This is a genomic window from Flavonifractor sp. HCP28S3_F3 (assembly GCF_052065355.1).
Classification (GTDB): domain Bacteria; phylum Bacillota; class Clostridia; order Oscillospirales; family Oscillospiraceae; genus Flavonifractor.
Window position 1 is genome coordinate 1 of the sequence record NZ_JBQHUF010000010.1, and the last position, 25,591, is coordinate 25,591.

At 55.2% G+C, this 25,591-nt stretch carries 24 protein-coding genes and 2 pseudogenes; 11 read left to right on the forward strand and 15 right to left on the reverse strand.

Annotation, left to right across the window (positions count from 1 at the left end; all coding sequences use genetic code 11):
* Window positions 1–479 precede the first annotated feature (479 nt).
* The 3 genes from metA to ACTNB1_RS09780 all read left to right on the forward strand — a co-directional run bounded on the left by metA (window position 480) and on the right by ACTNB1_RS09780 (window position 2,676).
* The gene (gene metA / locus ACTNB1_RS09770; RefSeq protein WP_441169121.1) at window positions 480–1,394 is read left to right on the forward strand and encodes a homoserine O-acetyltransferase MetA; all 915 of its coding nucleotides are present in this window, start codon (window positions 480–482) and stop codon (window positions 1,392–1,394) included.
* A 152-nt stretch (window positions 1,395–1,546) separates the two neighbouring features.
* Window positions 1,547–2,152, forward strand: a complete 606-nt coding sequence (locus tag ACTNB1_RS09775) for a hypothetical protein (RefSeq protein ID WP_441169122.1) — start codon at window positions 1,547–1,549, stop codon at window positions 2,150–2,152.
* Entirely contained in the window at window positions 2,152–2,676 is a 525-nt protein-coding gene (locus tag ACTNB1_RS09780; RefSeq protein ID WP_441169124.1) for a hypothetical protein, read from the forward strand. The genes ACTNB1_RS09775 and ACTNB1_RS09780 overlap by 1 nt, the downstream gene beginning before the upstream one ends.
* Before the next feature lie 35 nt (window positions 2,677–2,711).
* Here ACTNB1_RS09780 and ACTNB1_RS09785 read toward each other — a convergent pair whose 3' ends face one another.
* From ACTNB1_RS09785 to ACTNB1_RS09815, 7 genes are all read right to left on the reverse strand, one after another.
* Complete coding sequence (locus ACTNB1_RS09785; RefSeq protein WP_441169125.1) at window positions 2,712–3,878, reverse strand: pyridoxal phosphate-dependent aminotransferase; 1,167 nt, start codon at window positions 3,876–3,878, stop codon at window positions 2,712–2,714.
* A gap of 11 nt (window positions 3,879–3,889) precedes the next feature.
* Complete coding sequence (locus ACTNB1_RS09790; RefSeq protein WP_441169126.1) at window positions 3,890–4,333, reverse strand: ACT domain-containing protein; 444 nt, start codon at window positions 4,331–4,333, stop codon at window positions 3,890–3,892.
* 15 nt (window positions 4,334–4,348) lie between these two features.
* Window positions 4,349–5,650 carry a phenylacetate--CoA ligase family protein gene (locus ACTNB1_RS09795; RefSeq protein WP_441169127.1) on the reverse strand — a complete coding sequence of 434 codons (1,302 nt, stop codon included), beginning with the start codon at window positions 5,648–5,650 and terminating at the stop codon, window positions 4,349–4,351.
* 22 nt (window positions 5,651–5,672) lie between these two features.
* On the reverse strand, window positions 5,673–6,245 hold the full coding sequence (locus tag ACTNB1_RS09800; RefSeq protein WP_441169129.1) for an indolepyruvate oxidoreductase subunit beta: 573 nt from the start codon (window positions 6,243–6,245) through the stop codon (window positions 5,673–5,675).
* A 3-nt stretch (window positions 6,246–6,248) separates the two neighbouring features.
* Window positions 6,249–7,991 (reverse strand): indolepyruvate ferredoxin oxidoreductase subunit alpha, encoded by a 1,743-nt coding sequence (iorA, locus tag ACTNB1_RS09805; RefSeq protein ID WP_441169130.1) that lies wholly within the window; start codon window positions 7,989–7,991, stop codon window positions 6,249–6,251.
* A gap of 153 nt (window positions 7,992–8,144) precedes the next feature.
* A complete protein-coding gene (locus ACTNB1_RS09810) occupies window positions 8,145–9,716 on the reverse strand; it encodes a sodium:solute symporter family protein (protein ID WP_441169259.1) in 1,572 nt (523 codons plus the stop codon).
* A 23-nt stretch (window positions 9,717–9,739) separates the two neighbouring features.
* Window positions 9,740–11,377, reverse strand: a complete 1,638-nt coding sequence (locus tag ACTNB1_RS09815; RefSeq protein WP_441169131.1) for a class I adenylate-forming enzyme family protein — start codon at window positions 11,375–11,377, stop codon at window positions 9,740–9,742.
* Between the two features lie 276 nt (window positions 11,378–11,653).
* Between ACTNB1_RS09815 and ACTNB1_RS09820 the strand changes: the two genes are divergently transcribed.
* Entirely contained in the window at window positions 11,654–12,946 is a 1,293-nt protein-coding gene (locus tag ACTNB1_RS09820) for a cation:proton antiporter (RefSeq protein ID WP_441169133.1), read from the forward strand.
* Window positions 12,947–13,015: 69 nt separating this feature from the next.
* On the opposite strand, the gene ACTNB1_RS09825 is transcribed toward ACTNB1_RS09820, so the two are convergent.
* Both ACTNB1_RS09825 and ACTNB1_RS09830 read right to left on the reverse strand, forming a co-directional pair.
* Complete coding sequence (locus ACTNB1_RS09825) at window positions 13,016–13,726, reverse strand: YoaK family protein (protein ID WP_441169135.1); 711 nt, start codon at window positions 13,724–13,726, stop codon at window positions 13,016–13,018.
* A 158-nt stretch (window positions 13,727–13,884) separates the two neighbouring features.
* Window positions 13,885–14,058 (reverse strand): annotated as a pseudogene (locus ACTNB1_RS09830) (NADH peroxidase); the annotation flags it as partial.
* A gap of 136 nt (window positions 14,059–14,194) precedes the next feature.
* Between ACTNB1_RS09830 and ACTNB1_RS09835 the strand changes: the two are divergent.
* Window positions 14,195–15,406 (forward strand): tyrosine-type recombinase/integrase, encoded by a 1,212-nt coding sequence (locus ACTNB1_RS09835; protein ID WP_441169136.1) that lies wholly within the window; start codon window positions 14,195–14,197, stop codon window positions 15,404–15,406.
* A 1,433-nt stretch (window positions 15,407–16,839) separates the two neighbouring features.
* Window positions 16,840–18,060: an MFS transporter gene (locus tag ACTNB1_RS09840; RefSeq protein ID WP_441169137.1), complete on the forward strand. Its 1,221-nt coding sequence runs from the start codon at window positions 16,840–16,842 to the stop codon at window positions 18,058–18,060.
* Between the two features lie 80 nt (window positions 18,061–18,140).
* On the opposite strand, the gene ACTNB1_RS09845 is transcribed toward ACTNB1_RS09840, so the two are convergent.
* Together ACTNB1_RS09845 and ACTNB1_RS09850 are read right to left on the reverse strand one after the other, a co-directional pair.
* Window positions 18,141–18,941: a helix-turn-helix domain-containing protein gene (locus ACTNB1_RS09845; RefSeq protein WP_002575858.1), complete on the reverse strand. Its 801-nt coding sequence runs from the start codon at window positions 18,939–18,941 to the stop codon at window positions 18,141–18,143.
* 78 nt (window positions 18,942–19,019) lie between these two features.
* On the reverse strand, window positions 19,020–19,283 hold the full coding sequence (locus tag ACTNB1_RS09850; protein WP_002575859.1) for a hypothetical protein: 264 nt from the start codon (window positions 19,281–19,283) through the stop codon (window positions 19,020–19,022).
* A 228-nt stretch (window positions 19,284–19,511) separates the two neighbouring features.
* Between ACTNB1_RS09850 and ACTNB1_RS09855 the strand changes: the two genes are divergently transcribed.
* The 5 genes from ACTNB1_RS09855 (at window position 19,512) to ACTNB1_RS09875 (ending at window position 23,352) form a co-directional block, all read left to right on the forward strand.
* Entirely contained in the window at window positions 19,512–19,925 is a 414-nt protein-coding gene (locus ACTNB1_RS09855; protein WP_002575860.1) for a cysteine-rich VLP domain-containing protein, read from the forward strand.
* A gap of 111 nt (window positions 19,926–20,036) precedes the next feature.
* Window positions 20,037–20,432, forward strand: coding sequence for a replication initiator protein A (locus tag ACTNB1_RS09860; RefSeq protein ID WP_002575861.1), 396 nt, complete (start codon window positions 20,037–20,039; stop codon window positions 20,430–20,432).
* A gap of 173 nt (window positions 20,433–20,605) precedes the next feature.
* Window positions 20,606–21,550 (forward strand): MobV family relaxase, encoded by a 945-nt coding sequence (mobV, locus tag ACTNB1_RS09865; RefSeq protein ID WP_002575862.1) that lies wholly within the window; start codon window positions 20,606–20,608, stop codon window positions 21,548–21,550.
* Between the two features lie 4 nt (window positions 21,551–21,554).
* Entirely contained in the window at window positions 21,555–21,746 is a 192-nt protein-coding gene (locus tag ACTNB1_RS09870; RefSeq protein WP_321118048.1) for a hypothetical protein, read from the forward strand.
* Between the two features lie 94 nt (window positions 21,747–21,840).
* The gene (locus ACTNB1_RS09875; RefSeq protein ID WP_002575864.1) at window positions 21,841–23,352 is read left to right on the forward strand and encodes a recombinase family protein; all 1,512 of its coding nucleotides are present in this window, start codon (window positions 21,841–21,843) and stop codon (window positions 23,350–23,352) included.
* On the opposite strand, the gene ACTNB1_RS09880 is transcribed toward ACTNB1_RS09875, so the two are convergent.
* From ACTNB1_RS09880 to ACTNB1_RS09895, 4 genes and pseudogenes are all read right to left on the reverse strand, one after another.
* Window positions 23,336–23,728, reverse strand: coding sequence for a hypothetical protein (locus tag ACTNB1_RS09880; RefSeq protein ID WP_441169139.1), 393 nt, complete (start codon window positions 23,726–23,728; stop codon window positions 23,336–23,338). The genes ACTNB1_RS09875 and ACTNB1_RS09880 overlap by 17 nt on opposite strands.
* 10 nt (window positions 23,729–23,738) lie before the next feature.
* Window positions 23,739–24,764, reverse strand: a complete 1,026-nt coding sequence (locus ACTNB1_RS09885) for a helix-turn-helix transcriptional regulator (RefSeq protein ID WP_441169141.1) — start codon at window positions 24,762–24,764, stop codon at window positions 23,739–23,741.
* A 106-nt stretch (window positions 24,765–24,870) separates the two neighbouring features.
* Window positions 24,871–25,206, reverse strand: a pseudogene (locus ACTNB1_RS09890) (tyrosine-type recombinase/integrase); the annotation flags it as partial.
* A gap of 12 nt (window positions 25,207–25,218) precedes the next feature.
* The gene (locus ACTNB1_RS09895; RefSeq protein WP_441169142.1) at window positions 25,219–25,434 is read right to left on the reverse strand and encodes a hypothetical protein; all 216 of its coding nucleotides are present in this window, start codon (window positions 25,432–25,434) and stop codon (window positions 25,219–25,221) included.
* Between the last annotated feature and the right edge of the window lie 157 nt (window positions 25,435–25,591).

The window sequence follows — 25,591 nt, forward strand, 5'->3', positions numbered from 1 at the left end:
GGACTTCTCGTCCTTTCTGGTGCTTCGTGTTTCTCTCACGTTGTTTAATTTACAAGGTACACGCTCTTGCCAGCCGTTCGGGCTGACGTGCTATTTATTTTAGCACTTTCGTTTTCGCTTGTCAAGAACTTTTTTCAAGTTTTTTCGGAGCTTTCTAGCTCCGAGCCGCTCGATTTAAGAACTTTTCAAGCTCGTTCATGTCTTCCGACGCGAACTCATTTAGTTTACCACGCGCTCTCGAGTTTGTCAAGCACTTTTTTCTGATTTCTTTCAGAAGTCCGTCCAGGTTCTGCCTCGGTCTCTTCCAAATTTCTTCAGTTTTCAGTGCCCTCTCGCAAGGCGTTCAGATAGAATACCACCTGCTTCGCCTTTTGTCAACACCTTTTTTCAGTTTTTTGCTTTTTATTCGCCGGTTGCGGCTGAAGCCAAAATATGTTACTCTAAGAGGGTGATTACCCTATTTATAAGGAAGTGCAGCCATGCCTATCAAAATACCGGACTCCTTACCGGCTACCGCCGTTCTGGAGAGCGAAAACATCTTTGTTATGACCGAATACCGGGCAATGCACCAGGACATCCGCCCGCTGAACGTTCTGATTCTGAATCTGATGCCCACCAAAATCGTGACTGAGACCCAGATCCTGCGCAAGCTGTCCAATACACCGGTGCAGATCGAAGTGGAACTGCTCCGCACCGCCAGCTATCAGTCTCAGCACACCGATGAAGATCACCTTGCCTCCTTCTACACCACCTTTGACCAGATCAAGGACAGGAACTTTGACGGAATGATCATCACCGGCGCTCCTGTGGAGAACCTGGAGTTTGACCAGGTGGAGTACTGGCCGGAGCTGTGCGAGATCATGACCTGGAGCCGGACACACGTCCACTCTACGCTGCATATCTGCTGGGGCGCCCAGGCCGGGCTCTACTTCCACCACGGCATTGAGAAGCGCTCCCTGCCCAAAAAGCTGTTCGGCGTTTATGAGCACCGGGTGCTGAAGCCCAACTCTCCCCTGTTCCGCGGCTTCGATGATGTGTTCTACGCTCCCCATTCCCGCTATACCGAGGTGTGGGAAGAGGATATCCGCAGGTCACCCGGTTTGGAACTGATCGCGGTCTCCTCCGAAGCCGGAGTGTACGCGGTTAAGACCGAAGACAGCCGCCAGTTCTTTGTTATGGGTCATCCGGAGTATGACCCGGACACTCTGGCCCGGGAGTACTGGCGGGATGTGGACAAGGGGCTGGACATCGCGGTGCCTGCCAACTACTTCCCCGGCGACGATCCCACAAAGGTGCCGGTGGTGCGCTGGAGAAGCGCAGGCCAGCTGCTCTACACCAACTGGCTGAATTACTACGTGTACCAGACCACCCCCTACGATTTGACCGCGCTGTGATAATAAAGAGCATGGGAGACCACTCCCATGCTCTTTTTTCTTTCGGCACACACAGCAGAATCCCACTGGTGTATCTGTTCATACAACTTTTAGCAGGTGACGCCCCAATTATAGAGCGAGACTCAAAAAACAGAACGAAAGGAGCATACCGCGTGATTCGATTTGATAATTGGGTTATCACCGGCGCAGGCATTGCACCGCCCCGGCAGTACGACAACCTGACCACGGACTTTACCGTGGCAGGCGATATTCCGGAGGGCTGGACCTGGGAACTGCTGGTGCAGGCTGGAGACCATTTGAATGTGATTGACCTTTCCCTCAAAAACGGGATGCTTTCAGTCCCGTTGACCAAAGAAATGCTGGCTTCATCCGGTATCTACCACATCCAGCTGCGAGCTGCCAAAGACAGCCAGACACGGCACACCAACGTGCTTCAGCTCTTTGTTCCGCCCAGTCTGTCCGGCGATACCCAGTGGCCGGTCTTGCCGACAGCCTTCTCCCAGGCGCTGGAGCAGCTTCAAGACATCAGCCGCCATCCTCCCATCCCCGGTAAAAACGGTTTTTGGGCGCTGTGGGATTCCGAGACAAACACGTATCAGGATTCCGCTCTTCCCTTACCGGAGTTTTCCGCCTACCAGGCTGCGGTGGAAGGCGGCTACACCGGAACTGAGGAGGAGTTCAACACAATGCTGGCAAATGGCGTGACAGCGGATTACGTGGATACCGCCATATTCGGCGCAATGGAGAGGAGCTACTGATGGCAAACACACAAACAGAAGAGCTGTGCGCTATGATCGGCACGCTGGGCGGAACACAGCTTGCCGAGAAGGCCGCAGCTGTATTCCAGGCATACGAAATAGAATTGACGCAGTTTCAATTTGAATCACTTATGAGCAGTTTGGCTGAATGCATCAGCCTGGCGCAGGCTACGGAAGTCACTCTGCCGGTTTCTGCGTATTCAGAGGCCTTCTTTTCCCCGGCCGGCGACATTCTGTCCAGAGGCGCGGAGCAATGTGAATTGGGATATGGTGCTGCAGCAGGAGCGGTGGCACCTACAGTGGGATTCTATTGGCAGCTTGAGCCCGGCGATGAGCAGTCAGTCTTCTACATCATAAAGATTGAAGATCCTGAGCCGCCCGGTCTGTCTCACGAGAGTTTGGCAGCACTGTTTACCGACATAGCTGACGCCATCCGGACTGTATCCGGAAGCACAGGCCCCATCATGGCGGATCAGTTCCCACAGCGCATTTTAGCTCTGGCGTCCGACAACACCTCTTCCTAATCATGAAAGCGGGAGCCCAATGGGCTCCCGCTTTTTTACGCCATTTTATTCTTGATATCCGCCAGACGGTTCAGCGCCTCCAGAAGGGTCTCGTCCTTCTTGGCGAAGTGGAGGCGGACGATGTTCTGCACGTTCTCCTTGAAGAAGGAGGTGCCGGGCACGGCGGAGACGCCCACCTTGCGGGTCATCTCCTCACAGAACTCCACATCGGTCTGGCCCTTCTTCATATAGGGGCCGATATCCGCCAGGACGAAATAGGTGCCCTGGGGATCGGTGAAGGGAATGCCGATGTTCCGCAGGCCGTCGGTGAACAGCTGCTTCATATGGGCGTAGTGGGCCCCGAACTCCTCATAGTAGCTGTCCGGCATCTCCAGACCGGCCACGGCGGCCTCCATCAGGGGCGAGGGAGCGCCCACGGTATTGAAGTCGTGGTACTGCTTGATCTTGTCCATGATGGGCTGGGGCGCGATGGCGTAGCCGATGCGCCAGCCGGTGATGGAGTAGGTCTTGGACAGGGAGGAGCAGGAGATGGTCCGCTCCCACATGCCGGGCATGTTGCACATGTAGAGGTGCTTGTGGGGGGCGTAGACGATGTGCTCGTACACCTCGTCCATGATGGCGTACACGTCGTACTTCACGCACAGCTCGGCGATGAGCTTCAGCTCCGCCTCGGTGAACACCTTGCCGCTGGGGTTGGAGGGGTTGCAGATCAGAATGGCCTTGGGATGCTGCTTGAAGGCGTCCTCCAGCACGTTGGGATCGAAGTTGAACTGAGGGGGCACCAGAGGCACATAGATGGGCTCACAGTCGGCAAAGAGGATCTGGGCGTGGTAGTTCTCAAAGTAGGGGGAGAACAGCACCACCTTGTCCCCGGGGTTGGTGAGGGCGAAGATGGAGTCCACCATGGCCTCGGTGGAGCCGATGGTCACCACCATCTCGGTCTCCGGGTCCACGTCCCGGCCCATGAAGCGCTTGCACTTCTTGGACAGGGCGCGGCGGAAGTTGGGGGCGCCCATGGTGATGGGGTACTGATGGGGTCCCTCGTAGCTCACCTGAGCCAGCCGGTCCAGCAGGGCCTTGGGGGGATCGAAGTCAGGGAAGCCCTGGGCCAGGTTGATGGCGTTGTTGGCGATAGCGATACGGGTCATCCGGCGGATGACGGAGTCGGTAAAATACTGGGTCTTGCTGCTCATGGGCTGCATAGCTTATTCCCTCATTTCTGTTCGTCTTGGATGCCCAGCTCGCCATGGAGGGCGGGAGGCATGCCGTTGTCCTTCAGCAGATTGGCCAGCTTGTCCAGGTCGGCCACCCGGAAGATCATGCAGGCCCGGCCCTGAACCTGGCCGAACACGGAGTAGACGTACTCCACGTCGATATTCTCTTTGGCCAGCAGGGTAAGGATCTTCCCCAGGGCGCCGGGCTCGTCGGGCACGGTCACCGCCAGCACGGGGGTCATGGACAGGATGAAGCCGTGCTCCAGCAGCAGGGACGCCGCCTTCTGGGGCCGGTCCACGATCATGCGCAGCACGCCGTAGTCGCTGGTCTCGGCGATATGGAGGGCCCGCATATTGACCTGATGGTCGGCCAGGATGGTGGTGATCTCCGCCAGCTGACCGGCACGGTTTTCCAGGAACACGGAAATCTGTTGGATGGTCATAGTCTCGCTCCTCCCTTAAATCTTCCGCTTGTCGATGACCCGGACCGCCTTGCCCTCGGAGCGGGTGATGGACTTGGGCGCCACCAGGCGCACCTTGGCGTAGATGCCCAGCATGGCCTTCAGGGCAGCCACCACCTGCTTCTCCTTCTCGGCCACCTGGCTCAGCTGGTCGGAGAACATCTCCGGGGTCATCTCCACCAGCACCTCCATGGTGTCGGTGTTGTTGACACGGTCCACGATGATCTGATAGTTGGGGGCGAAGCTCTGGCCCAGCAGCACCGTCTCGATCTGGGACGGGAAGACGTTGACGCCCTTGATGATGAGCATGTCGTCGCTGCGGCCCATGGGCTTGCTCATCTTCACGTGGGTACGGCCGCAGGGGCAGTCCTCGTGGTGGAGCACACAGATATCCCGGGTGCGGTAGCGCAGCAGGGGGAATGCCTCCTTGGTGATGGAGGTGAACACCAGCTCGCCCTTGGATCCCTCGGGGAGCACCTCTCCGGTGTTGGGGTCGATGATCTCGGCGATAAAGTGGTCCTCGTTGATATGCATGCCGGTCTGAGCGGAGCACTCGAAGGACACGCCGGGGCCGGACAGCTCGGTGAGACCGTAGATGTCGTAGGCCTTGATGCCCAGGGTCTCCTCAATGTTTTTCCGCATCTCCTGGCTCCAGGCCTCGGCGCCGAAGATGCCCGCCTTCAGGGGGATCTGGTCGGGGGTGAGGCCCATCTCCTTCATGCTCTCCGCCAGGTAGGCGGCATAGGAGGGGGTGCAGCACAGGATGGTGGCGTTCAGGTCACGGATGAACATGATCTGCCGCTCGGTGTTGCCGGAGGAGGTGGGGATGGTGAGGCAGCCCACCTTGTGGGAGCCGCCGTTGAGGCCGGGGCCGCCGGTGAATAGGCCGTAGCCGTAGGACACCTGGCACACGTCCTCATTGGTGCCGCCTGCGGCCATGATGGCACGGGCGCAGCAGTCCTCCCACAGGTCGATGTCGTGCTGGGTATAGAAGGCCACCACCCGCTTGCCGGTGGTGCCGGAGGTGGACTGGATGCGGACGCAGTCCTTCAGGGGCCGGGCCAGCAGGCCGTAGGGGTAGGCCTGCCGCAGATCGTCCTTGGTGACGAAGGGCAGCTTGTGCAGGTCGTCCACACCCTTGATGTCCTCGGGGGTGAGGCCCTTCTCCTCCATCTTCTTGCGGTAGTAGGGCACGTTGTCCCACACGTTATGTACCTGCTTCACCAGGCGCTCGTCCTGCCAGGCGCGGATCTGCTCCCGGCTGGCGCACTCGATTTCCTTCTGATAGTAACGCTCCATGCTTGCTCTCTCTCCTTGTGCCTTAGGAATTTCTGCCCAGGTGGAAGGCGGTTCGGTTCAGCTCCAAAAACTTCTCCGGCACGCTGTTGGTGATGGCCTTCTGCCACACCTCTTCCGGCAGGTCGAAGTACCGGGAGAGCCGTCCCATCAGCACCAGATTCACCGCCTTGCTGCTTCCGGCCTCCTCGGCCAGAGCCAGGGCGTCCATGGCGTCCACCTTTGCCCCGGCGGCAGTCATTTTCTCCACCAGGTTCTGGGGATACTCCGCCGCGCCGGTGATGACCGGCATGGGGTTGGTCTGCTGGGTGTTGGTGATGATCCGGCCGTCGGGACGGAGATACTCCAGCCAACGGGCGGCCTCCAGCAGCTCAAAGGAGACGATGAAGTCGGCCTCACCCTTGTCGATGACGGGAGAATACACCTTGTCGCCGTAGCGGATGTAGGTGACCACACTGCCGCCCCGCTGGCTCATGCCGTGGACCTCGGACACCTTTACGTCATAGCCCTGATCCAGCAGCAGACGGCCCAGCAGCTTGCTGGCCAGCAGGGTGCCCTGGCCGCCCACGCCTACGATCATGATATTTTTCGTCTGCATGCCTTACACCTCCTCGGTTGCCTGGAGGGCGTCGAATTTACACAGCTGCTCGCACACACCGCAGCCCACGCACAGGGTGGCGTCCACCCCGGCCTTGCCGTCCCGGACGGAAATGGCGGGGCAGCCAATCTTCATGCAGGCCTTGCAGCCCACACACTTGGAGGTATCCACCGTGAGAGGCGCCTTGTGTTTGACGTACTTCAGAAGGGCGCAGGGACGGCGGGAGATAACCACCGACGCCTCGGGAGCCGCCAGCTCCTCCTTGATGACGCTCTCGCACTGGGCCAGGTCGTAGGGATCCACCACCCGCACCCGGCGGATGCCCACTGCCTTGCACAGGCTCTCCAGGTCGATTTTGGTGCAGGGATCCCCCTTCAGGTTAAAGCCGGTGGTGGGGTTCTGCTGGTGACCGGTCATGCCGGTGATGGAGTTATCCAGAATGATGACAGTGGCGTTGGACTCGTTGTAGGCGATATTCACCAGTCCGGTGATGCCGGAGTGCATAAAGGTGGAGTCGCCGATGACCGCCACGGTCTTCCCGTCCATCTCTCCGCCGCTGGCCTTCAGGAAGCCGTGGAGGCCGGACACCGAAGCGCCCATGCAGATGGTGGAGTCGATGGCGCTGAGGGGAGCCACCGCTCCCAAGGTATAGCAGCCGATGTCGCCCAGCACGGTGAGCTTCAGCTTATTTAAGGTATAGAACAAGCCGCGGTGAGGACAGCCGGCACACATCACCGGAGGCCGGGCGGGAATATTCTCCTCCAGGGCCTTGCCGGAATCGGGCACCACGCCCAGCTTTTCGGCCACCAGGTTCTGGCTCAGCTCTCCGATGGGAGAGAAGTAGTCCTTCCCCGCCAGGGCCAGGCCCAGGGCGCGGCAGTGGTCCTCAATGAAGCCGTCCAGCTCCTCCACCACCGTCAGCAGGTCCACAGAGGCGGCGAATTCCTTGATCTTCTTGTCCGGCATGGGCCAGATCATACCCAGCTTGAGCACCGGGTACTTGTCGCCGCAGACCTCCTTCACATACTGGTAGCTGGTGGAGGAGGTGATGATGCCGATCTTGTGGTCGGAGCCCTCCTCCACCCGGTTCAGGGGAGAGGTCTCGGCGTATTCCGCCAGAGCCGCCATGCGCTCCTCCACCACCGGGTGGCGTAGCTTGGCGTAGCCGGGCATCATAATGTACTTGGCAGCCTTCTTCTCGTAGGGCACCGGGGCGGGCTCCACCCGCTCGCCGGTCTCCACCACGCTCTGGGAGTGGGAGACCCGAGTGCACATCTTCAGCAGCACCGGGGTATCAAACCGCTCGGACAGCTCATAGGCCAGCTTGGTGAAGGCCAGGGCCTCGGCGGAGTCGGCGGGCTCCAGCATGGGCAGCTTGGCGGCCTGGGCGTAGTGGCGGGAGTCCTGCTCATTCTGAGAGGAGTGCATCCCCGCGTCGTCAGCCACGCCGATGATCATGCCGGCGTTGACGCCGGTGTAGGCGATGGTAAACAGAGGATCGGCGGCCACGTTGAGACCCACGTGCTTCATGCCGCAGAAGGACCGCTTCCCCGCCAGGCTGGCGCCGAAGGCGGTCTCCATGGCCACCTTCTCGTTGGGAGCCCACTCGGCGTAGATCTCCTGGTACTTGGCCGCGGCCTCGGTGATCTCGGTGCTGGGGGTGCCGGGATAGCTGGAAACGACGGCGCAGCCCGCCTCATAGAGGCCCCGGGCCACGGCTTCGTTGCCGAGCATCAGGGTTTTCATGGTGCATCTCTCCTTTTCAGAGGCCGGGAAGATAAAAAAACGTCCTCTGCACGCACATGCAGAGGACGAAGAATTCCGGCGAAACGGCCTCTACCTGGTTCCGTTCTCGCAAAACTTTGAACGGTTTTACTTTATCACTTTCTTACAATAAAGTCAACGTGTTTTTCCGGTTTCCTCCAGGGCATTTCTGGGGCCGATGGAGTCGGTGACCGCCACGGTGACGGTGCGCTGATAGCAGGCGAAGATCTCCTCCACCCACTCCGCCTTGGGGGCGGGCGTGAGCAGGCTCACCACCGGCACGATGACCAGTCCGGCCACCATGCAGAAGGCGCCGGCGTTGATGGGGGACTGGAGAACCGCGGGGAAGGCGCTCCCCACGAAGATGTTGGCCAGCATCACCACCGTGGAGAACAGGAAGCTGCACACGCAGGCCACCTTGGTGGTGCGCTTCCAGTACAGCCCGTACAGGAAGGGGGCCAGGAAGCTGCCCGCCAGGGCGCCCCAGGACACGCCCATCAGCTGGGCGATGAAGGTGAGGTTGGAGCGGTACTGGATGATAGCCAGCACCACGCTGATGGCGATGAACACCACCACCAGGGACCGCATCCAGCGCACCTGCTGCTTCTCCTCCATATCCTTAATAATGGTACCCTTGATGAAATCCAGGGTGAGGGTGGAGCTGGAGGCCAGCACCAGAGAGCTGAGGGTGGACATGGAGGCGGAGAGCACCAGGATGACCACCACCGCAATGAGGATGGTAGGCAGGCCGGAGAGCATGGTGGGGATGATGGAGTCGTATCCGTTGGCCGCCACTTCCTCCGGGGTGGAGAACAGCCGGCCGAAGCCGCCCAGGAAGTAGCAGCCGCCCGCCACAATGAGGGCAAAGACGGTGGAGATAATGGTACCCTGGGTGATGGCGTCTTCGCTCTTGATGGCGTAGAACTTCTGCACCATCTGAGGCAGGCCCCAGGTGCCCAGGCTGGTGAGCACCACGACGCCCGCCAGGCTGGCCAGGTCGGGGCCGAAGAAGGAGGCGAAGACGCCGGGGGTGTCGGACACGGCGGGGTCGCTCACCCGGGCCAGGCCGTCCATCGCGGCCTGGAAGCCCCCCTGGCTGTTCAGCACCGCCGCGATGACGGCGATGATGCCGAAGATCATGATGATGCCCTGGATAAAGTCGTTGATGGCGGTGGCCATATAGCCTCCGGCGATGACGTAGACGCCGGTGAGTACCGCCATGACAATGACGCACACGGCGTAGTCGATGTCAAAGGCCATGGCAAACAGCCGGGAGAGGCCGTTGTACAGGCTGGCAGTGTAGGGAATGAGGAAGATAAAGATGATCACCGAGGCGGTGAGCTTCAGCCTTCTGCTGCCGAACCTGCGGCCGAAGAACTCCGGCATGGTGGCGCTGTCCAGGTGCTGGGACATGATGCGGGTGCGCCGTCCCAGCACCACCCAGGCCAGCAGGGAGCCCAGAAAGGCGTTACCCAGTCCCGCCCAGGTGGAGGCGATGCCGAAGCGCCAACCGAACTGTCCGGCGTAGCCCACAAAGACCACGGCGGAAAAGTAGCTGGTGCCGTAAGCGAAGGCAGTGAGCCAGGGGCCAACCGACCGGCCGCCCAGCACAAAGCCTGCCACATCGGTGGCGTGGCGACGGCAGTAGAGGCCGATGCCCACCATCACGGCGAAGAACACCAGCAGCAGGGAGAGCTTGATCCACAGGTCGGTCACTTGGCGCCCTCCTCTCAGTGGGTGATCTGGGCTTCCACCAGGCGGCCGCGGCAGTACTTCTCCCGCAGCACCGGCTTTTCGATCTTGCCGGTTGGGTTGCGGGGCACCTTGTCAAAAATGACCCGCCGGGGCCGTTTGTATCGGGGCAGCTCCTTGCAGAAGGCGTCGATCTCCTCCTGGGTACAGGTCACGCCCTCCTTTACCTCCACGATGGCGGCGGCGATCTCGCCCAGACGGGAATCGGGCAGACCGATGACCGCCACATCCTTGATCTTGTCGAACCGGCGGAGGAAGTCCTCGATCTGCACCGGGTACAGGTTCTCGCCGCCGGAGATGACCACGTCCTTCTTCCGGTCCACCAGGTAGATGAAGCCCTCCGGGTCCACCTCCGCCATGTCGCCGGTGTACAGCCAGTCTCCCTTCAGCACCTCCGCGGTGGCCTCCGGGTTCTTGTAGTAGCACTGCATGACGCCGGGGCCGCTGACGATGAGCTCGCCCACCTGGCCCTGGGGCACTTCGTTTCCCTGTTCGTCCACCACTCTGGCCTGCCACAGGTAGCCCGGCTTGCCGATGGCGCCCACCTTCTCAATGTTTTCCACACCCAGGTGGACACAGCCGGGTCCGATGGACTCGGAGAGGCCGTAATTGGTGTCGTACAGGTGGTGGGGGAAGATCTTTTTCCACCGGTGGATCAGACTGGGAGGCACCGGCTGGGCGCCGATGTGCATCAGCCGCCACTGGTCCAACAGGTAGTCGTTCAGATCCACCGTCCCGCTGTCGATGGCGTCCAGGATATCCTGGGCCCAGGGTACCAGCAGCCAGACGATGGTGCACTTTTCCTCGGTGACCGTCCGCAGGATCCATTTGGGGGACACGCCCCGCAGGAGCACCGCCTTGCCGCCGGTGGCCAGGGAGCCGAACCAGTGCATCTTGGCGCCGGTATGGTACAGGGGCGGGATGCACAAAAACACGTCCTCATGGGTCTGGCCGTGGTGATGCTGCTCAGTGAGGCAGGCGGACAGCAGAGCCTTGTGGTTATGTAGGATGGCTTTTGGGAAGCCGGTAGTGCCGGAGGAGAAATAGATGGCCGCCAGATCGCTGAGCTCCAGATGGACCGGCGGATTTTCAAAGGAGCAGTACATCACCAGCTCCCGGTAGCTCTCAGCAAAGGCAGGGATCTTGTTGCCCACATAGAACCACAGGCGCACCCGGCTCAGGGCGGGCAGGATGGGCTCCAACCGGTCGATGAACTCCGGACCGAAGACCAGGGCCTCCACATCCGCCAGGTCCAAGCAGTACTGGATCTCGTCGGAGGAGTAGCGGAAGTTCAGAGGCACCGCCAGGCAGCCCGCCTTCAGGATGCCGAAGTAGATGGGCAGCCACTCCAGGCAGTTCATCAGCAGAATGCCCACCTTGGTGCCCCGCTTCACCCCCCGGCTCAGCAGCAGGTTGGCAAAACGGTTGGCCTTCTTGTCAAACTGCCCCCAGGTCATCTCCCTGCGGTAGGGCTCGTCAGGGCGGCTGCGCTCAATGAGGCTAAACTCCCGCCAGGTAGCGGCCCGGTCCCGCTCCTCCGAGGGGTTGATCTCCACCAGGGCCGTCTCGTCCCGGTACAGTCGGGCGTTGCGCTCCAGAAATTCCGTAATTACCATGGATCCCTCTCCCTTTTCCCCCGGTCCATACCCCGGGGGTGGTGTGGATTTTTCACGGTGCTTATTTTACCGCTTTAAATAGCAAAAGTCAAGAGTCTCCCACAGCGGCCTGATTATGGAAATTCCAGGAGACCATTCCCACCGGCACCTTTGTTTTGCCGGATTTTTGTTCGTTTTCGCAATGAATTTCTATCCAGGTTGACCGTTGACTTTGTGCCCAAATCAAAATACTATCTATAGTGCACTTTTACCATACCCGCGAAAGGAGTGTTCAATATGAGTTATCACTATCTGTTTGAACTGGCGCTGATCCTGCTGAGCACAAAGGTGCTGGGCATCCTCACCAAGCGGTTCGCCCTCCCCCAGGTGGTGGGCGCTCTGCTGGCCGGTCTGGTCATGGGTCCCGCCATGCTGAATATCCTACAGGAGACCACACTGCTGGACCAGCTGGCCGAGCTGGGCGTCATCGTGCTGATGTTCAACGCCGGTCTGGAGACCGACCTGGGCGAGCTGAAAAAGGCCGGACGGTCCGCCTTCATCATCGCCCTGGTGGGCGTACTGGTGCCGCTGGTGGGCGGCTTCTTCCTCACCAGCTTCTTCAATCAGGGACCTGACACCCTGCTTCAGAACTTCTTTATCGGCGTGGTACTTACCGCCACCTCCGTCAGCATCACCGTGGAGACTCTGAAGGAGATCGGCAAGCTGTCCACCCGCTCGGGCAACGCCATCCTGGGCGCCGCCATCATCGACGATGTGCTGGGCATCGTAGCCCTCACCATCATCACCAGCCTGGCGGGCACCGGCGCCAATGTGTTCCTGGTGCTGCTGAAGATCGTGGCCTTCTTCGCTGTCAGCGTCGTGGTGTGGATCATCCTCCACCGGGTGGTGGAGTGGTGGTTCCAGCGCTACGACCGGGACAAGCGCCGGTTCGTGGTGATCTCCTTCGCCTTCTGCCTGCTGTACGCCTATCTGGCGGAAGCCCTGTTCGGCGTGGCCGATATCACGGGCGCTTACATCGCCGGTCTGATCTTCGCCAAGACTCCTCGGGTGACCTACCTGCAGGACCGGTTCGAGACCCTGTCCTACTCCCTCCTCTCCCCCGTCTTCTTCGCCAGCATCGGCCTGAAGGTGGTGCTGCCCCAGATGAGCGGCGCCATCATCCTCTTCTCCATCCTGCTGATCATCTGGGCTGTTGCCTCCAAGGTCATCGGCTGCGGACTGGGCGCCAAGCTGTGCGGCTACTCCGGCCAGGATTCCCTGCGCATCGGCGTGGGTATGATCTCCCGTGGTGAGGTGGCCCTGATCGTGGCCAACAACGGTATCGCCGCCGGTCTGATGAAAGAAGAGTTTTTCGGGCCTGTGGTGCTGATGGTCATCGCCACCACCATCCTGACCCCCATTCTCCTCAAGCTGGTCTACCGCGGCAAGGAGAAGGACTACAGCGACCTGCAGGAGAGCGAGCTGGTCAACCGCTACGAGGACGCCGAGGCCTTCGACCTGGCCGCCCAGGCCCTGTTGGAAGACCACGAGCGTCTGCTCCACAGCGGCAAGGAACATCACAAGTCCTGACCCTTTATCCTGCTGCCAACACAAAAAGAGCCTGCTGCGTTTTCTCGCAGCAGGCTCTTTTTTATTGTGTCAGTTGGCCGCCTCTTTGCCCTGGGCCAGATCTGCCCGGATCAGATATACCAGCAGCACCGTCAGCGGGAGCAGGGCCGCCCAGACGGCCCGGCCCTGGAAGCGGCGGCACAGAACGGTGGCAACGATCCCGCCCACCACAAAGACCGCGATCATTTCCAGATGGCAGAACATCCGCATTCTGTCCTTCCTGTCTCCGCTGCGGATGGCCTTGCAGCAGGCGATCCCCGTCTGCCGCAGGTGATTGGTACAGAAGGTGGTAGCCATGGGAATCCCCTGGGCGGCCCGGAAGGTGTTGTACTGCATGGAGCACATAAAGTTGACGATGACCTGGGAAATCTGATAGGGGGCGCTCTCCGGGATCAGGCCCAGCACCACCACGATACCCATCTCAATGGCGATCAGCGCCGTCTCCCAATGGATAGGGAACTTCCACCTGGGAGAGGTAAAGGCCAGCTCCGTCAGAAATGCGCCCAGAAAATAGGCGGTCATGGGAATCAGGTAGTACAGCGCCTTACTCCAGTGGGCATCACCTACCGCCATGGCGAAGAGCACGAAGTTGGCGGTCTGGGCGTTGCAGAACACTCCGCCCCGGATGCTGTAGGTAAACGCACCGTAAAAACCACCTATAGCCATCAGGGTGGAATAGACCCATCCCCGCTCGCTCTCCCGGTATTGCCCGCTGTCATCGTATAGCTGAAGCCGAATCATGCACTCTCCTCCCATTCCACACCATTTTACCCCTAGCGATTCTCCCTTGTCAAAGAATGATTTTTCTTAAGCTGCACACTTCGGCGGCATAAGTGCAAAAAGAGCGGGAACCGGTTTCCCGATTCCCGCTCAAAATGTACTTGATGACCCGATTTGGATTAGCCGAAGTAACGCTTCAGCAGGCCCTCGAAAGCCTTGCCGTGGCGGGCCTCGTCGCGAGCCATCTCGTGGACGGTGTCGTGGATGGCGTCCAGGTTCAGCTCCTTGGCCTTCTTGGCCAGGTCGGTCTTGCCCTGGGTAGCGCCGTTCTCGGCGTCCACACGCATCTCCAGGTAGCCAAACGGCTGCGCCGTTCGGCGCCGGGAATCCTTTCAATCACACAAAATCAGTTGCACATGTGCAACTTTTCACATGCTGGAATACATCAGAACTTGCACCCAAAATTGCACACTTTGGGAGGCAAGAAACATGGGAACCGAAAACAGCGCAAGTGTATTCCAGCTTGGAAGCGGCATGTGGGCATTTCGCTATACCTATACGCAAAGCGGCAAGAGAGTATCAAAACAGGTCAGCAAGGACGAAAACGGCAATCCATTCAAAAGTCGGCGAGCGGCAACCAGGGCGCGTCAAGTCGCCATTGACAACGCCCAGAATTCCCGCAAGCCCAAACCCACGGTACGGAAAACTATTCAGGAGGTCTATCAAGAATACTGTGATACGGGCCGTAGTGATCGGGCCTACAATACCATCCGCAAGCAGGACAGTTTGTGGAAGAACCACCTCTCCGCTCGGTTCGGCAGCCGCTTTGTAGATGAAGTCAGCGCGGCGGAGGTGGTTGACTATCTGACGGAGCTTTATTGCGGGCAGGGCCTCTCCTACCGCTATGTAGAGAGCTTTTTAAAGCAGTTCTATTTGCTCTTTGGTCAGGCGTATTCCCGGAACTACCTGGATGTAGATTCTTACAACAAGCTCTGTATCAACAAGGATACCAAAATCCACATGCCCAAACTGAAAACGGACGATGATCTGGACATTGTGGCGTTCAGCAAGGAAGACCTTGCCGTGTTGGATGATTACTTCCACGGAACCAATGCGGAAACGGCGTACTTGCTGGGGCGGTATTGCGGTCTGCGTATCAATGAGTGTTACGGCCTCAAATGGTCAAATGTCGATGTGGTCAACGGAACCATCTTGATTGACCGGCAAATGCAATACCAAAACGGTCTTATCAAACTGGTGCCGCTGAAAACCCGAAACGCCAAACGCGCCATTTACATGTGCGATAAATTGAAAGTGTATTTTCAAGAACTGGCAGCGCGGCGGGAACAGGATATGCTGCAATACGCCACTCTGCGAGAACAGAATCAGCGTATCATAGAGGACTTGGGCGGCAAGAAGATCTCTTCCACGGAGCTTGTAAATTGTCTGCCAGATGGAAAAATCCAGACGGTAAACTCCATGAAATATCACTCGCGGGAACTCAAAAATAAGTATCACATCATGTTCAAATACCACTACTTGCGGCATACTTACGGAACCATGATGGCGGAAATGAATACCCCTACCCACCTTCTCTGCAATCAGATGGGGCACGGAAATATCCAGGTAACGCAACGGTATTATATCGCCATTTCCAGAACGGGTATTGATATTTTACGCGACAATCTAAATCGACTATAATCAACAACTTTTAAAAACAAGAAGTCCAGGAGTAACAATTCCTGGACTTCTTATAATATGTTTTAAGAAGATTCTTTATCTTCTGATTGAATGTTTTTCCCTCTGGCTTCATAAAATTTTACTAACAAATCAAATACCTTTGCGCATACCTGTGATTTTAACTCAACACTAAAATATAGTAGGGTTAAAGACCACAATGTTATGCAATTTAAATTTATCGACGATAAAAAAGAGACAATGTGTGGAGAAAAAATGAGTGACAAAAAAAGCAACGCATAACCTGTAATGTTTATAATATCCAAAGCTTTCTCACAGCGACTTAAAAATGATCGGATGTTAATATAGACAGTAGCTTTATTTATCTGGTTTAAACTGTCCTTTAGGTCAGTTTACAAGGAACTACACGCAGACCGTGAAACGGGCTGCTGACAACAAACGGCGCTATGCTCCCGGCTGGGTGCATAGCACCTGTTTGTTGCGGGGGTTTCCAAAGGGGGCAGCGCCCCATTTGGCACACGACTTTGCGGAGCAAAGTGTAGTGTGTTATACGCTCTGTCGGCGTTGCCCTGAAAATACCGTTGCCGCCGGGGAGGGCAAGGGCATTTGACGCGGCAGGAAAGCAGGGCTTTGTTTGGGGCTGGTAAGCCGGAAACAAAGGGCTGATTTCAGCAGCAGACAGGGCGTATTATGAAAGCCCCCGTCCCTCGTCCTCCGCCCCCGGCCTATGGGACAAAAAGTCCCAAAGCTCTGGACACCGTGACCAGATGTGTGGCCACACTCCGGGAAAAGTAGCAGGACGGCAGGAAACCGTCAAGGCTGAAATGAATGGGCTGACGCCCGGCCTTGACCGTTCCCCGCCGCCCCGCTGGATGGGTGGACAAGGTGGCCAATCCCTAAAAGTGTTTGGCCGCACTCGTTCATTTTGGGGCCTTTCTTCTCCCAAAATTGAAATGGGCGGGAAAGCCCTAAAATGGCTTTCCCGCCTTGATTACCCATTAGCAAAGACGGGCGAGACTGTCAACGGCGGCGCTGAAAGCGCCGTTCATCTTGACCGTTGACTGGCTCGCCTGGCTTTGCTACTGCCCGTAAGAGATGGAAAAACAAGATGGAAAACAAGGTTAAAAATGGTTGACAAGTCTATCGGATGTGTGTTATACTGTGCGACAGTTTGAGATTGGAAGGAGGCTTACGTGTGTTAATTTGTGTACGCTAATAAGCAATAAAAAGTAGAAGTACCTTTCCACATGATGGTGGGCTTTTTTTGCGTGCGTATGCAAAGGAACACGTAGGTTTGACACGAGCAGTCTTTGAACTGTATCGTGGTGTTTTTTCGTGCTTTGTTGTTATGCAGGCGTCTGCCCTCTCTGTGGGACAACGCCTGCTTTTTATTGCAGAAACAAAGGAACAATGCAATAAAAAAGGAGGTTCGCATTATGACCCAAAACGACAATTCATGGAGAAAAACTTATTTTACACTTCTTGCCGGACAAGCAATATCCTTTATTAGCAGCGGTATTTTGCAAATGGCCATTATCTTTTATTTGGTTGCGAAAACTAATTCTGCAATCATATTGACGGCGGCAACACTGATTGGATTTTTGCCGCAAGCCTGTTTAGGCCCGTTTGCAGGTGCTTTTGTTGACCGGCACAGCCGTAAAAGCGTAATGATTGGTGCGGATTTGATAATTGCCGCCGCTGGCGGTATTCTGGCGCTGGTGGCGTTTTACATGGAATTGCCCGTATGGTCTATTATGGTTGTCCTGTTAATCCGAAGTGCGGGAACTGCTTTTCATTCTCCAGCATTCAGCGCAGCAACACCTATGATTGTGCCAAAAGAGGAACTTACAAAATGCGCTGGTTACACGCAGACCATGCAAGCAGTAAGTGCGATTATCAGTCCAGCTGCCGCAGCGTTTTTATATGCTGTTTGGCCTCTTAATGCAATTATATTGTTAGATATTGTGGGTGCAATCCTTGCCTGTGTGACTGTTGCGATTTCGTCCATACCAACGCCTGAACTATGTCCAGAAACGAAAAGACAACAGTTTTTACAGGATATGAAAGAGGGGTATGTGGTATTAAAGCAAAACAGGGGCCTCTTTGCTCTGCTCTGGATTGGTGTAATTTATATGTTCTTTTATATGCCAATCAGTACGCTTTTTCCTCTCATCTGTATGTCATACTTCAAAGGAACACCGGCCCATGCCTCTGCCGCTGAAATTGCTTTTGCGGTTGGTATGCTGCTTGGCGGAGTCATTCTGAGCATTTGGGGCGGTTTTAAGAAACGGCGGTACACCATCGGTCTTTCCGTTCTCCTGATGGGCGTTAGCAATATGCTCTCCGGGCTTTTGCCGCCAGACGCATTTCTTGTCTTTGTTGTGTGCTGTACTGTTATGGGAATTTCCGCTCCATTTTACGGTGTGCAAAATGCGATTTTTCAAGAAACGGTCAAACCAGAATATCTGGGGAGAGTTTTTTCTCTACTGACAAGCGCCGCTTCCCTCGCCATGCCGTTTGGCCTTGTCATTTCCGGGCCTCTGGCGGAGCGGCTGGGAGTTGAGAAATGGTTTGTCATTTGCGGAATTGGCATTATCATCGTTGCGCTTGCCGTATTTTTACTACCCGGTTTGAGAGAGATTGACAATACGCAATAATCAACTGCACCTTTTTCTATTACTAAACAAAATGCCTGGATGGTGGTTCTGAAAAACCAGAACCGCCGTTCAGGCATTTTTTATCTTCGTCCTCTCTGCGGTTTTGGATTCTTCAGCAAGTCGGATTTTTCCGCAATCTTTTTCAGCCACTTCCGTTCTTCTACTGACAGCTTCCTAAAATTCAGCTTGAGCCGTTTGCAGATAAACGCCAAGTACGCTTGTTCCGTGTCGCTGTCCTGGCTGACGATTTCACCAGCAGTTTCCAGCATTTCTTTTAGCGGGTTATCCTCTGGGACGCTGAAAAAATCGTCCTTGTGTGTTTCCCGCAGAGCAAGGGCAATCCCGTTTATGTCCCGTTGTATCACATAGCGGCAAAACTCGTCCTCATCAATATGGGCGGTGATAAGCTGTCTTAACTGCGTATCACTCATGCCAGGATTATGCTTTTTTATAACAGTTGCGCTCATCGTGTCCACTATGGCGTTTGCACCCTGCGCCTGTTTCAGTGCCGTTCCGTTCACATAGATTTCAAGGTCAGCCATCAGCCGGGGGAAATCCGGGTGCGCCGCCAGCTCACACAGCAGGGTATTGTCTATCCTCCCGCTTTTCAGCAGGTCAATCATTTCATCACTCAAACGCAGGTCTGCAAGATCGGCGTTTGGGTGATTTTTCATTTCAGACAGCCCCAGCAGATAATCAGCGGTCACACCGTAAAACTTCGCCAGCCGGATAAGGGCATAGTGGCTGATGTCCTTGAAGTCTTCCGTTTCGTAACTGCCCAGCGCAGACTTGGAAAGCCCGGTCTGCTCCGCAAGCTGCCCCAGCGTCAAGCCACGCTCCACACGTAGGTCTTTTAATCGCTCTTGTATGGATAAAGACATATTCACCCTCCTTGCTAGCTCAACGAAAGAGAAGCCGTTATGCTATGTACTATGCTCATAGCATAACGGCATAGGCATTTACAGTTTTATTTTACCATTTGCTACATCTTCACGAAATTTATCAACAAGCTTCGCTGTCAGCTTGGATTTACCGTAGTGTTCAAGTACAAAAGTACGATAACTTTTTCCATCTACAAGCACATCACTTTTTCTGGTCAACAACCAATTTCCGTTACCTCCTCCCTGTTCTCTAATATTCCAGTCTTTCCCATATCTTTTATAGATTTCATCTTTTTTACCTTGAACAGACATTGATTCGCTTGGAATATAAACAATTTGCATAATAGCTCCTCCTTTATTTTGTGCAAGAAGACCAGAAACCTGAATTTGTCTTTTACCTTTTTTTGATTATATCACAAATCCGAGAGCGTGGAAATAGGGAGTTTTTCAGGCTGATTTCCTACCTCTTGGATATACGGCACAGGCGGTCAAAAAGGTGTAGACTTGGGATAGTTCATCGATGGACAAGCACCTTGGAAACAGAACACGCCAAAGAAAACGGAGGGACGCATGAGCAAAAGACCCTATCAACACCTGCCGCCGCTGGAACACAGGCCGGACGGCTCCCCCTACCGCATAACCCCGCCCCAGAAGAGACGAGCCAGCGGCCTGATACGCCGGGAGTGCTGCAACTGCGAGGACGGAAACTGCCTTGCGCTGGACGATGGCGACACCTGCGCCTGTCCGCAGATGATTTCGTTCTCCGTCTGCTGCAAGTGGTTCCGCTGGGCGGTCTTGCCGCTGGACAGGACGCTGGAAGCGGAGATTTACCGGGACAGGGACTTGAAACGCTGTGCGGAGTGCGGCGGTGTGTTCGTCCCGAAGTCCAACCGGGGCAAATACTGCCCGGACTGCGCCGCCAGAGTTCACAGGCGGCAGAAAACAGAAAGTGAACGGAAAAGGAGGTCTGCTGTGGACAGTTAAGAGCGGGAAAAGCCTTGATTTGCAAGGCTCCGCAAGCCCTCAACCGGGGCGGCTGGTATCATTTATCATTCGCCCCGGAAAACGGGCCTCTAACCGTCCACAAAACACGCTATGACAAACACGATTTATATTCACCAGCCGGAAAAGGCGTTCAGTTTCACCCGGCTCCCCAATTTCCTTTTTGAAGCACCCACATTCCAGCCCTTGAGCAACGAAGCGAAGGTGCTGTATGCCTTTGTCCTGCGCCGGGCGGAGTTGTCCCGGAAGAACGGCTGGGCGGACGAGTACGGGCGGGTCTACCTGTACTACCCCATCTGCGAGGTGGTCGCTTTGCTCCGCTGCGGGCGGCAGAAAGCGGTCAACACCCTGCGGGAGTTGCAGTATGCGGGGCTGGTGGAAATCCAGAAACAGGGCTGTGGAAAACCCAACCGCATTTACCCGAAATCCTATGAAGCGGTTCCAAACACCGACTTCAAGAAATCCGGTTATGGTACGCCGGAGGGCTGAAAACCGTACTTGGCGAGTACGAAAATCAATCCTCTTGAAGTACGGAAATCTGACGGTATATAGAAATACAGAGATTAAAACCATCTATTTACATTCATTCCATTCCAATCCTATCAGAGATATTTTCGGCGGGAAAACCCGCCGGAAAGGAATGGAATGGGGAAAGGAGTTCAATGGCACAACACGCAATTTTGCGATTTGAGAAGCACAAGGGCCACCCGGCGGGGCCGCTGGAAGCCCACCATGAACGGAAAAAGGAGCAGTACGCCAGCAACCCGGACATTGACACCAGCCGGAGCAAGTACAATTTCCACATCGTCAAGCCGGATGGCCGCTACTACCATTTCATTCAGAGCCGCATCGAGCAGGCCAGATGCCGCACCCGCAAGGACAGCACTCGGTTTGTGGACACGCTGATTACCGCCAGCCCGGAGTTTTTCAAGGGCAAGTCCCCAAAGGAGATAGCGGCCTACTTCCAGAGGGCGGCGGACTTCCTCATTGACCGGGTGGGCCGGGAGAACATCGTTTCGGCTATGGTACACATGGATGAAAAAACGCCCCATCTGCACTTGGTCTTTGTGCCGCTGACAAAGGACAACCGCCTGTGCGCCAAAGAAATTATCGGCAACCGGGCCAATCTGACGAAGTGGCAGGACGATTTTCACGCCTGTATGGTGGAGCAGTACCCCGACCTGGAGCGTGGGGAAAGCGCCAGCAAGACGGGCCGGAAGCATATCCCCACCCGGCTGTTCAAACAGGCGGTCAACCTCTCCAAACAGGCGAGGGCCATTGAAGCGGTTCTCTCCGGCATTACCCCGCTGAACGCCGGAAAGAAGAAAGAGGAAGCCCTCTCCATGCTGAAAAAGTGGTTTCCGCAGATGGAGAACTTCTCCGGGCAACTGAAAAAATACAAGGTCACAATCAATGACTTGTTAGCGGAAAATGAAAAGCTGGAAGTCAGGGCAAAGGCCAGCGAAAAAGGCAAGATGAATGACACGATGGAACGGGCGAAGTTAAAAAGCGAACTGGACGATATGCGGCGGCTGGTTGACCGTATCCCGCCGGAGATTTTAGCGGAACTGAAACGGCAACAGCGGCAGCATGGAAAGGAAAGGTGATCTTATAAGTAATATCAGATACAAAAAGGAAATCGAAATCGTGACTTTTCAGGGAAAGGAAATCACACTGGAAAATCTCTCCCCGGTGTTCACGCCGGAACAGGAAGCAGCCAAACGCCGGGAACTGGAACAGCAGCTTTATGAGGTGTTCCGCAAGTACGCCGACAAGCGGGAGAGTGAGGAAGCCGGGACATAAGGTTTTCCAAACCCATCATTGATTTGCGGGGCTGCTGGCGGTATAATAGAACTGTCAGCAGCTCCGTTTCTTTTTTAAGAAAAGGAGCGACAATATGAACAATCGGATAGACGCAATCTATGCAAGACAATCGGTAGACAAAAAGGACAGCATTTCCATTGAAAGCCAGATTGAATTTTGCAAATACGAGTTGAAAGGCGGTAACTGCAAGGAATACACAGACAAAGGGTACAGCGGCAAGAACACAGACCGTCCGAAGTTTCAAGAACTGGTGCGGGACATCAAGCGGGGCTTGATTGCAAAGGTCGTGGTTTACAAGCTCGACCGTATCAGCCGTTCCATTCTGGACTTTGCCAACATGATGGAGCTGTTCCAGCAGTACAATGTGGAGTTTGTGTCCTCTACGGAAAAGTTTGATACCTCCACGCCGATGGGACGGGCCATGCTGAATATCTGTATCGTGTTCGCCCAGCTTGAACGGGAAACGATACAGAAGCGGGTAACGGACGCTTACTACTCCCGCAGTCAGCGGGGCTTTAAGATGGGCGGGAAAGCCCCTTACGGCTTCCATACGGAGCCTATCAAGATGGACGGTATCAACACAAAGAAGCTGGTGGTAAACCCGGAGGAAGCGGCCAATATCCGGCTGATGTTTGAGATGTACGCCCAGCCCACAACTTCCTACGGGGACATTACCCGGTACTTTGCCGAACAGGGGATTTTGTTCCATGGCAAAGAGCTGATACGCCCCACGCTGGCGCAGATGTTACGCAATCCTGTCTATGTGCAGGCAGACCTTGATGTGTACGAATTTTTCAAAAGTCAAGGTACAGTCATTGTCAATGACGTTGCCGATTTTACGGGCATGAACGGCTGCTATCTGTATCAAGGGCGAGATGTAAAGGCCAGCAAGAAAAACGACTTAAAAGACCAAATGCTGGTACTGGCTCCCCATGAGGGTATCGTCCCCTCCGACACCTGGCTGACCTGCCGCAAGAAGCTGATGAACAACATGAAAATCCAGTCTGCCCGGAAAGCCACCCACACATGGCTGGCAGGAAAAATCAAGTGCGGGAATTGCGGGTATGCTCTTATGAGTATCTACAATCCCTCCGGCAAACAGTATCTCCGCTGCACGAAACGGCTGGACAATAAAAGCTGTCCTGGCTGTGGGAAAATCATCACTTCGGAACTGGAAGCGGTTGTTTATCAGCAGATGGTAAAGAAGCTGGCAAGCTACAAGACGCTGACAGGAAAAAAGAAAGCGGCAAAGGCAAACCCGAAAATCACCGCCCTGCAAGTGGAACTTGCCCATGTAGACAGCGAGATTGAAAAGCTGGTGGACAGTCTGACGGGGGCAAACAATGTCCTGTTCTCCTATGTGAATGTGAAGATAGCGGAACTGGACGGGCGCAAGCAGGAACTTCTGGCAAGGATAGCGGAGTTGACTGTGGAGGCCATCAGCCCGGAACAGGTCAGCCAGATTTCCGGCTACCTCGATACCTGGGAGAATGTATCTTTTGATGACAAGCGGCGTGTGGTGGATTTGATGATCACCACCATAGCCGCCACAAGCGACAGCTTGAACATCACATGGAAAATCTGACTGGCGGCACCCCTCCCGTCAGATACCTACCCTGTGTAGTCCCTTGTAAACTGTACTTTATCTCTTCGTAAATATCTTTTGGAACAAAACCCTCTTTATATGGTTGATGATATGTCCCTTGATCATATTGAGCTAATTTTTGTTGGGCTGATTGATATTTCAAGTCACTATTCTCCATATATACTTTCTCAAATGTATGCGCATTTTTACTACACTTTTCACGAATTTCAGTCGCAAAAGAAATTACTGATAATAAGAAAGATGGAATAACTACCGCATAAATAATATCTTCAAACAGCTTAGATTGATTAAATGTTGCCAAAACAGAAATGATTAACAGTGTAATCGCAAATGCAATTTGAACTCCCTTTTTCATACTAAACCTCTCAACCCCTATACATATCATAAATATGGGATAGGAACATTTTCATATCATCTAAGACATCGGGGGGATTGACAATCTTAACGCGCTTCCCAAATCCACACACCCACGCAAAAAACTGATCACTGATTTCCACGTCGGCAGTTACTATAAAATGCTTTTCGTCGTCCCGCCTATAAAATACATCAGGACTTGTTCCAAACCGCTCGACCGCCGTATCAAGCAAAGGGTTGATAAATCGAATACTGACACGCTTCCGCTCGCCGCCAAACATGGAGAACACGCGGCGGGTGTAAGTCTCCATATCTATCTTGGAAAATACCTCTGCGCCTTCCCGTAGCTCTGGAAGTACCTTGACCTCCTTCATGCGGTCAATCCGATATGTCCGCATATCCTGGGCCTTATCATCAAAGGCCAGCAGATAATAGTTGCCTTCATTGATAAGCAGCTTGTAGGGGCTGACCTTATAGGTGGCACCTTTGCGGCGTTCTACCTGTGTTATTCCATCTTGAAGTGTATATTTCAAATATTTAAAGCTGATTTTCTGCGGGGTATGGGGCTTGCCGTCTTGCTTGGTTGCCATGGCCTGATTAATCTTTGTAATGATCGCCATGGTTCCCTTTTGGGTTGTTTTCACCCGGTCACACAGGAACACTTCCCGTTGAAGCTGCTCCGCTTGATAGGTGCTGCAAAACTCACCCAGCGTGTCCACCAAATCTTTTGCTTGCCGAGCGGATATGAACTTTGCCGCGTGGACACACTCAGCCAGCAACCGCAGATCGTCAAACTCAAATTGACGTGACAGCAGCCGGTATTTGCCGCCCTGCCCGCCTTCTATATCCATCCCGAACACATCCCGTAGGGCGGCAATATCCCGGTAGATGGCGCGGCGCTCCGCCTCAATCCCGCACTCGGCTTTTAGATAGTCCACCACATCCCCGGCGGTAACGGGGTGGTTCTCGTCGGAGTTCTCCAAAAAGTATTTGGCAACATAGAGCGTTTTCACCTTTTGGTTTTCTGACTTTGCCATGTGCGCCGCCTCGCTTTCCCGGTCTTATGTCCAGTGTATCACAAAATCAGGAAAAAGGCAGCAGCAAAGAGTACTGGGGCCGCTCGTGTCGAGCGGCCCTAGGCTGTCAAATGAGCTGCGCGTGGTTCTGGATTGCTGTTTCTATCCGTTGTGGCTCAATGCCGATATACCGCTGTGTGACGGCGGCGGAGCTGTGCTGTAATAGCCGCTGCACCAGGGCTATGTCATAGCCGTTTGCCTTGTAAATCTCCGTGGCGTACCACTTGCGGAAGCTGTGGGTGCTGACCCCCTCAAAGCCCAGGTACTCGCACACGATATGGAGCTGCTTCTGTATGGCCCTCTCAGTGATGGGAAATATCAGGGTGTTTCGGTCTATACCGTTCCGCAAGCAATAATTTTCAATATACTGCTGAATGACCAGGGGAACAGTGAACACCCGGCGCTTGCCGGTTTTCTACTCGGTGATCTCCAGGCGGTATCTGTCCCCGTCCCGGACAATATCGCAGGGCCGCAGCTTCAATATGTCGCTGATCCGCAAGCCTAAATTTCCTTCCAGCACCAAGGCGGTGGCTATCCGCTCATTGGGGCGGCAACCGCTGAACCCCTCTCGCATGGTCTGGATGATCTCTTTATATTGCTCGGTGGTGAGCGCCTTGGTTTTCTTGTTCATGGTGGCCTCCATCGTCAAAAGTTCGTTTTTTGAGGCGGGAAAGTTCGTGTATTTCGGGCCGCAGCGGGAAAGTCCTGTGATTGCTGGATTTTGGTGTTCGTATTTCTGGACTTATACGAACTTCGGGAAGTGGGCGGGGATTTCTCCCCGCCCTTCC

What these genes read in the sequence shown, in the direction of transcription:
- metA (WP_441169121.1), top strand. Translation starts at nt 480, where the DNA reads ATGCCTATCAAAATACCGGACTCCTTACCGGCTACCGCCGTTCTGGAG.
- ACTNB1_RS09780 (WP_441169124.1), top strand. Translation starts at nt 2,152, where the DNA reads ATGGCAAACACACAAACAGAAGAGCTGTGCGCTATGATCGGCACGCTG.
- ACTNB1_RS09785 (WP_441169125.1), bottom strand. Translation starts at nt 3,878, where the DNA reads ATGCAGCCCATGAGCAGCAAGACCCAGTATTTTACCGACTCCGTCATC.
- ACTNB1_RS09790 (WP_441169126.1), bottom strand. Translation starts at nt 4,333, where the DNA reads ATGACCATCCAACAGATTTCCGTGTTCCTGGAAAACCGTGCCGGTCAG.
- ACTNB1_RS09795 (WP_441169127.1), bottom strand. Translation starts at nt 5,650, where the DNA reads ATGGAGCGTTACTATCAGAAGGAAATCGAGTGCGCCAGCCGGGAGCAG.
- ACTNB1_RS09800 (WP_441169129.1), bottom strand. Translation starts at nt 6,245, where the DNA reads ATGCAGACGAAAAATATCATGATCGTAGGCGTGGGCGGCCAGGGCACC.
- iorA (WP_441169130.1), bottom strand. Translation starts at nt 7,991, where the DNA reads ATGAAAACCCTGATGCTCGGCAACGAAGCCGTGGCCCGGGGCCTCTAT.
- ACTNB1_RS09815 (WP_441169131.1), bottom strand. Translation starts at nt 11,377, where the DNA reads ATGGTAATTACGGAATTTCTGGAGCGCAACGCCCGACTGTACCGGGAC.
- ACTNB1_RS09820 (WP_441169133.1), top strand. Translation starts at nt 11,654, where the DNA reads ATGAGTTATCACTATCTGTTTGAACTGGCGCTGATCCTGCTGAGCACA.
- ACTNB1_RS09825 (WP_441169135.1), bottom strand. Translation starts at nt 13,726, where the DNA reads ATGATTCGGCTTCAGCTATACGATGACAGCGGGCAATACCGGGAGAGC.
- ACTNB1_RS09835 (WP_441169136.1), top strand. Translation starts at nt 14,195, where the DNA reads ATGGGAACCGAAAACAGCGCAAGTGTATTCCAGCTTGGAAGCGGCATG.
- ACTNB1_RS09840 (WP_441169137.1), top strand. Translation starts at nt 16,840, where the DNA reads ATGACCCAAAACGACAATTCATGGAGAAAAACTTATTTTACACTTCTT.
- ACTNB1_RS09845 (WP_002575858.1), bottom strand. Translation starts at nt 18,941, where the DNA reads ATGTCTTTATCCATACAAGAGCGATTAAAAGACCTACGTGTGGAGCGT.
- ACTNB1_RS09850 (WP_002575859.1), bottom strand. Translation starts at nt 19,283, where the DNA reads ATGCAAATTGTTTATATTCCAAGCGAATCAATGTCTGTTCAAGGTAAA.
- ACTNB1_RS09855 (WP_002575860.1), top strand. Translation starts at nt 19,512, where the DNA reads ATGAGCAAAAGACCCTATCAACACCTGCCGCCGCTGGAACACAGGCCG.
- ACTNB1_RS09860 (WP_002575861.1), top strand. Translation starts at nt 20,037, where the DNA reads ATGACAAACACGATTTATATTCACCAGCCGGAAAAGGCGTTCAGTTTC.
- mobV (WP_002575862.1), top strand. Translation starts at nt 20,606, where the DNA reads ATGGCACAACACGCAATTTTGCGATTTGAGAAGCACAAGGGCCACCCG.
- ACTNB1_RS09875 (WP_002575864.1), top strand. Translation starts at nt 21,841, where the DNA reads ATGAACAATCGGATAGACGCAATCTATGCAAGACAATCGGTAGACAAA.
- ACTNB1_RS09880 (WP_441169139.1), bottom strand. Translation starts at nt 23,728, where the DNA reads ATGAAAAAGGGAGTTCAAATTGCATTTGCGATTACACTGTTAATCATT.
- ACTNB1_RS09885 (WP_441169141.1), bottom strand. Translation starts at nt 24,764, where the DNA reads ATGGCAAAGTCAGAAAACCAAAAGGTGAAAACGCTCTATGTTGCCAAA.
- ACTNB1_RS09895 (WP_441169142.1), bottom strand. Translation starts at nt 25,434, where the DNA reads ATGAACAAGAAAACCAAGGCGCTCACCACCGAGCAATATAAAGAGATC.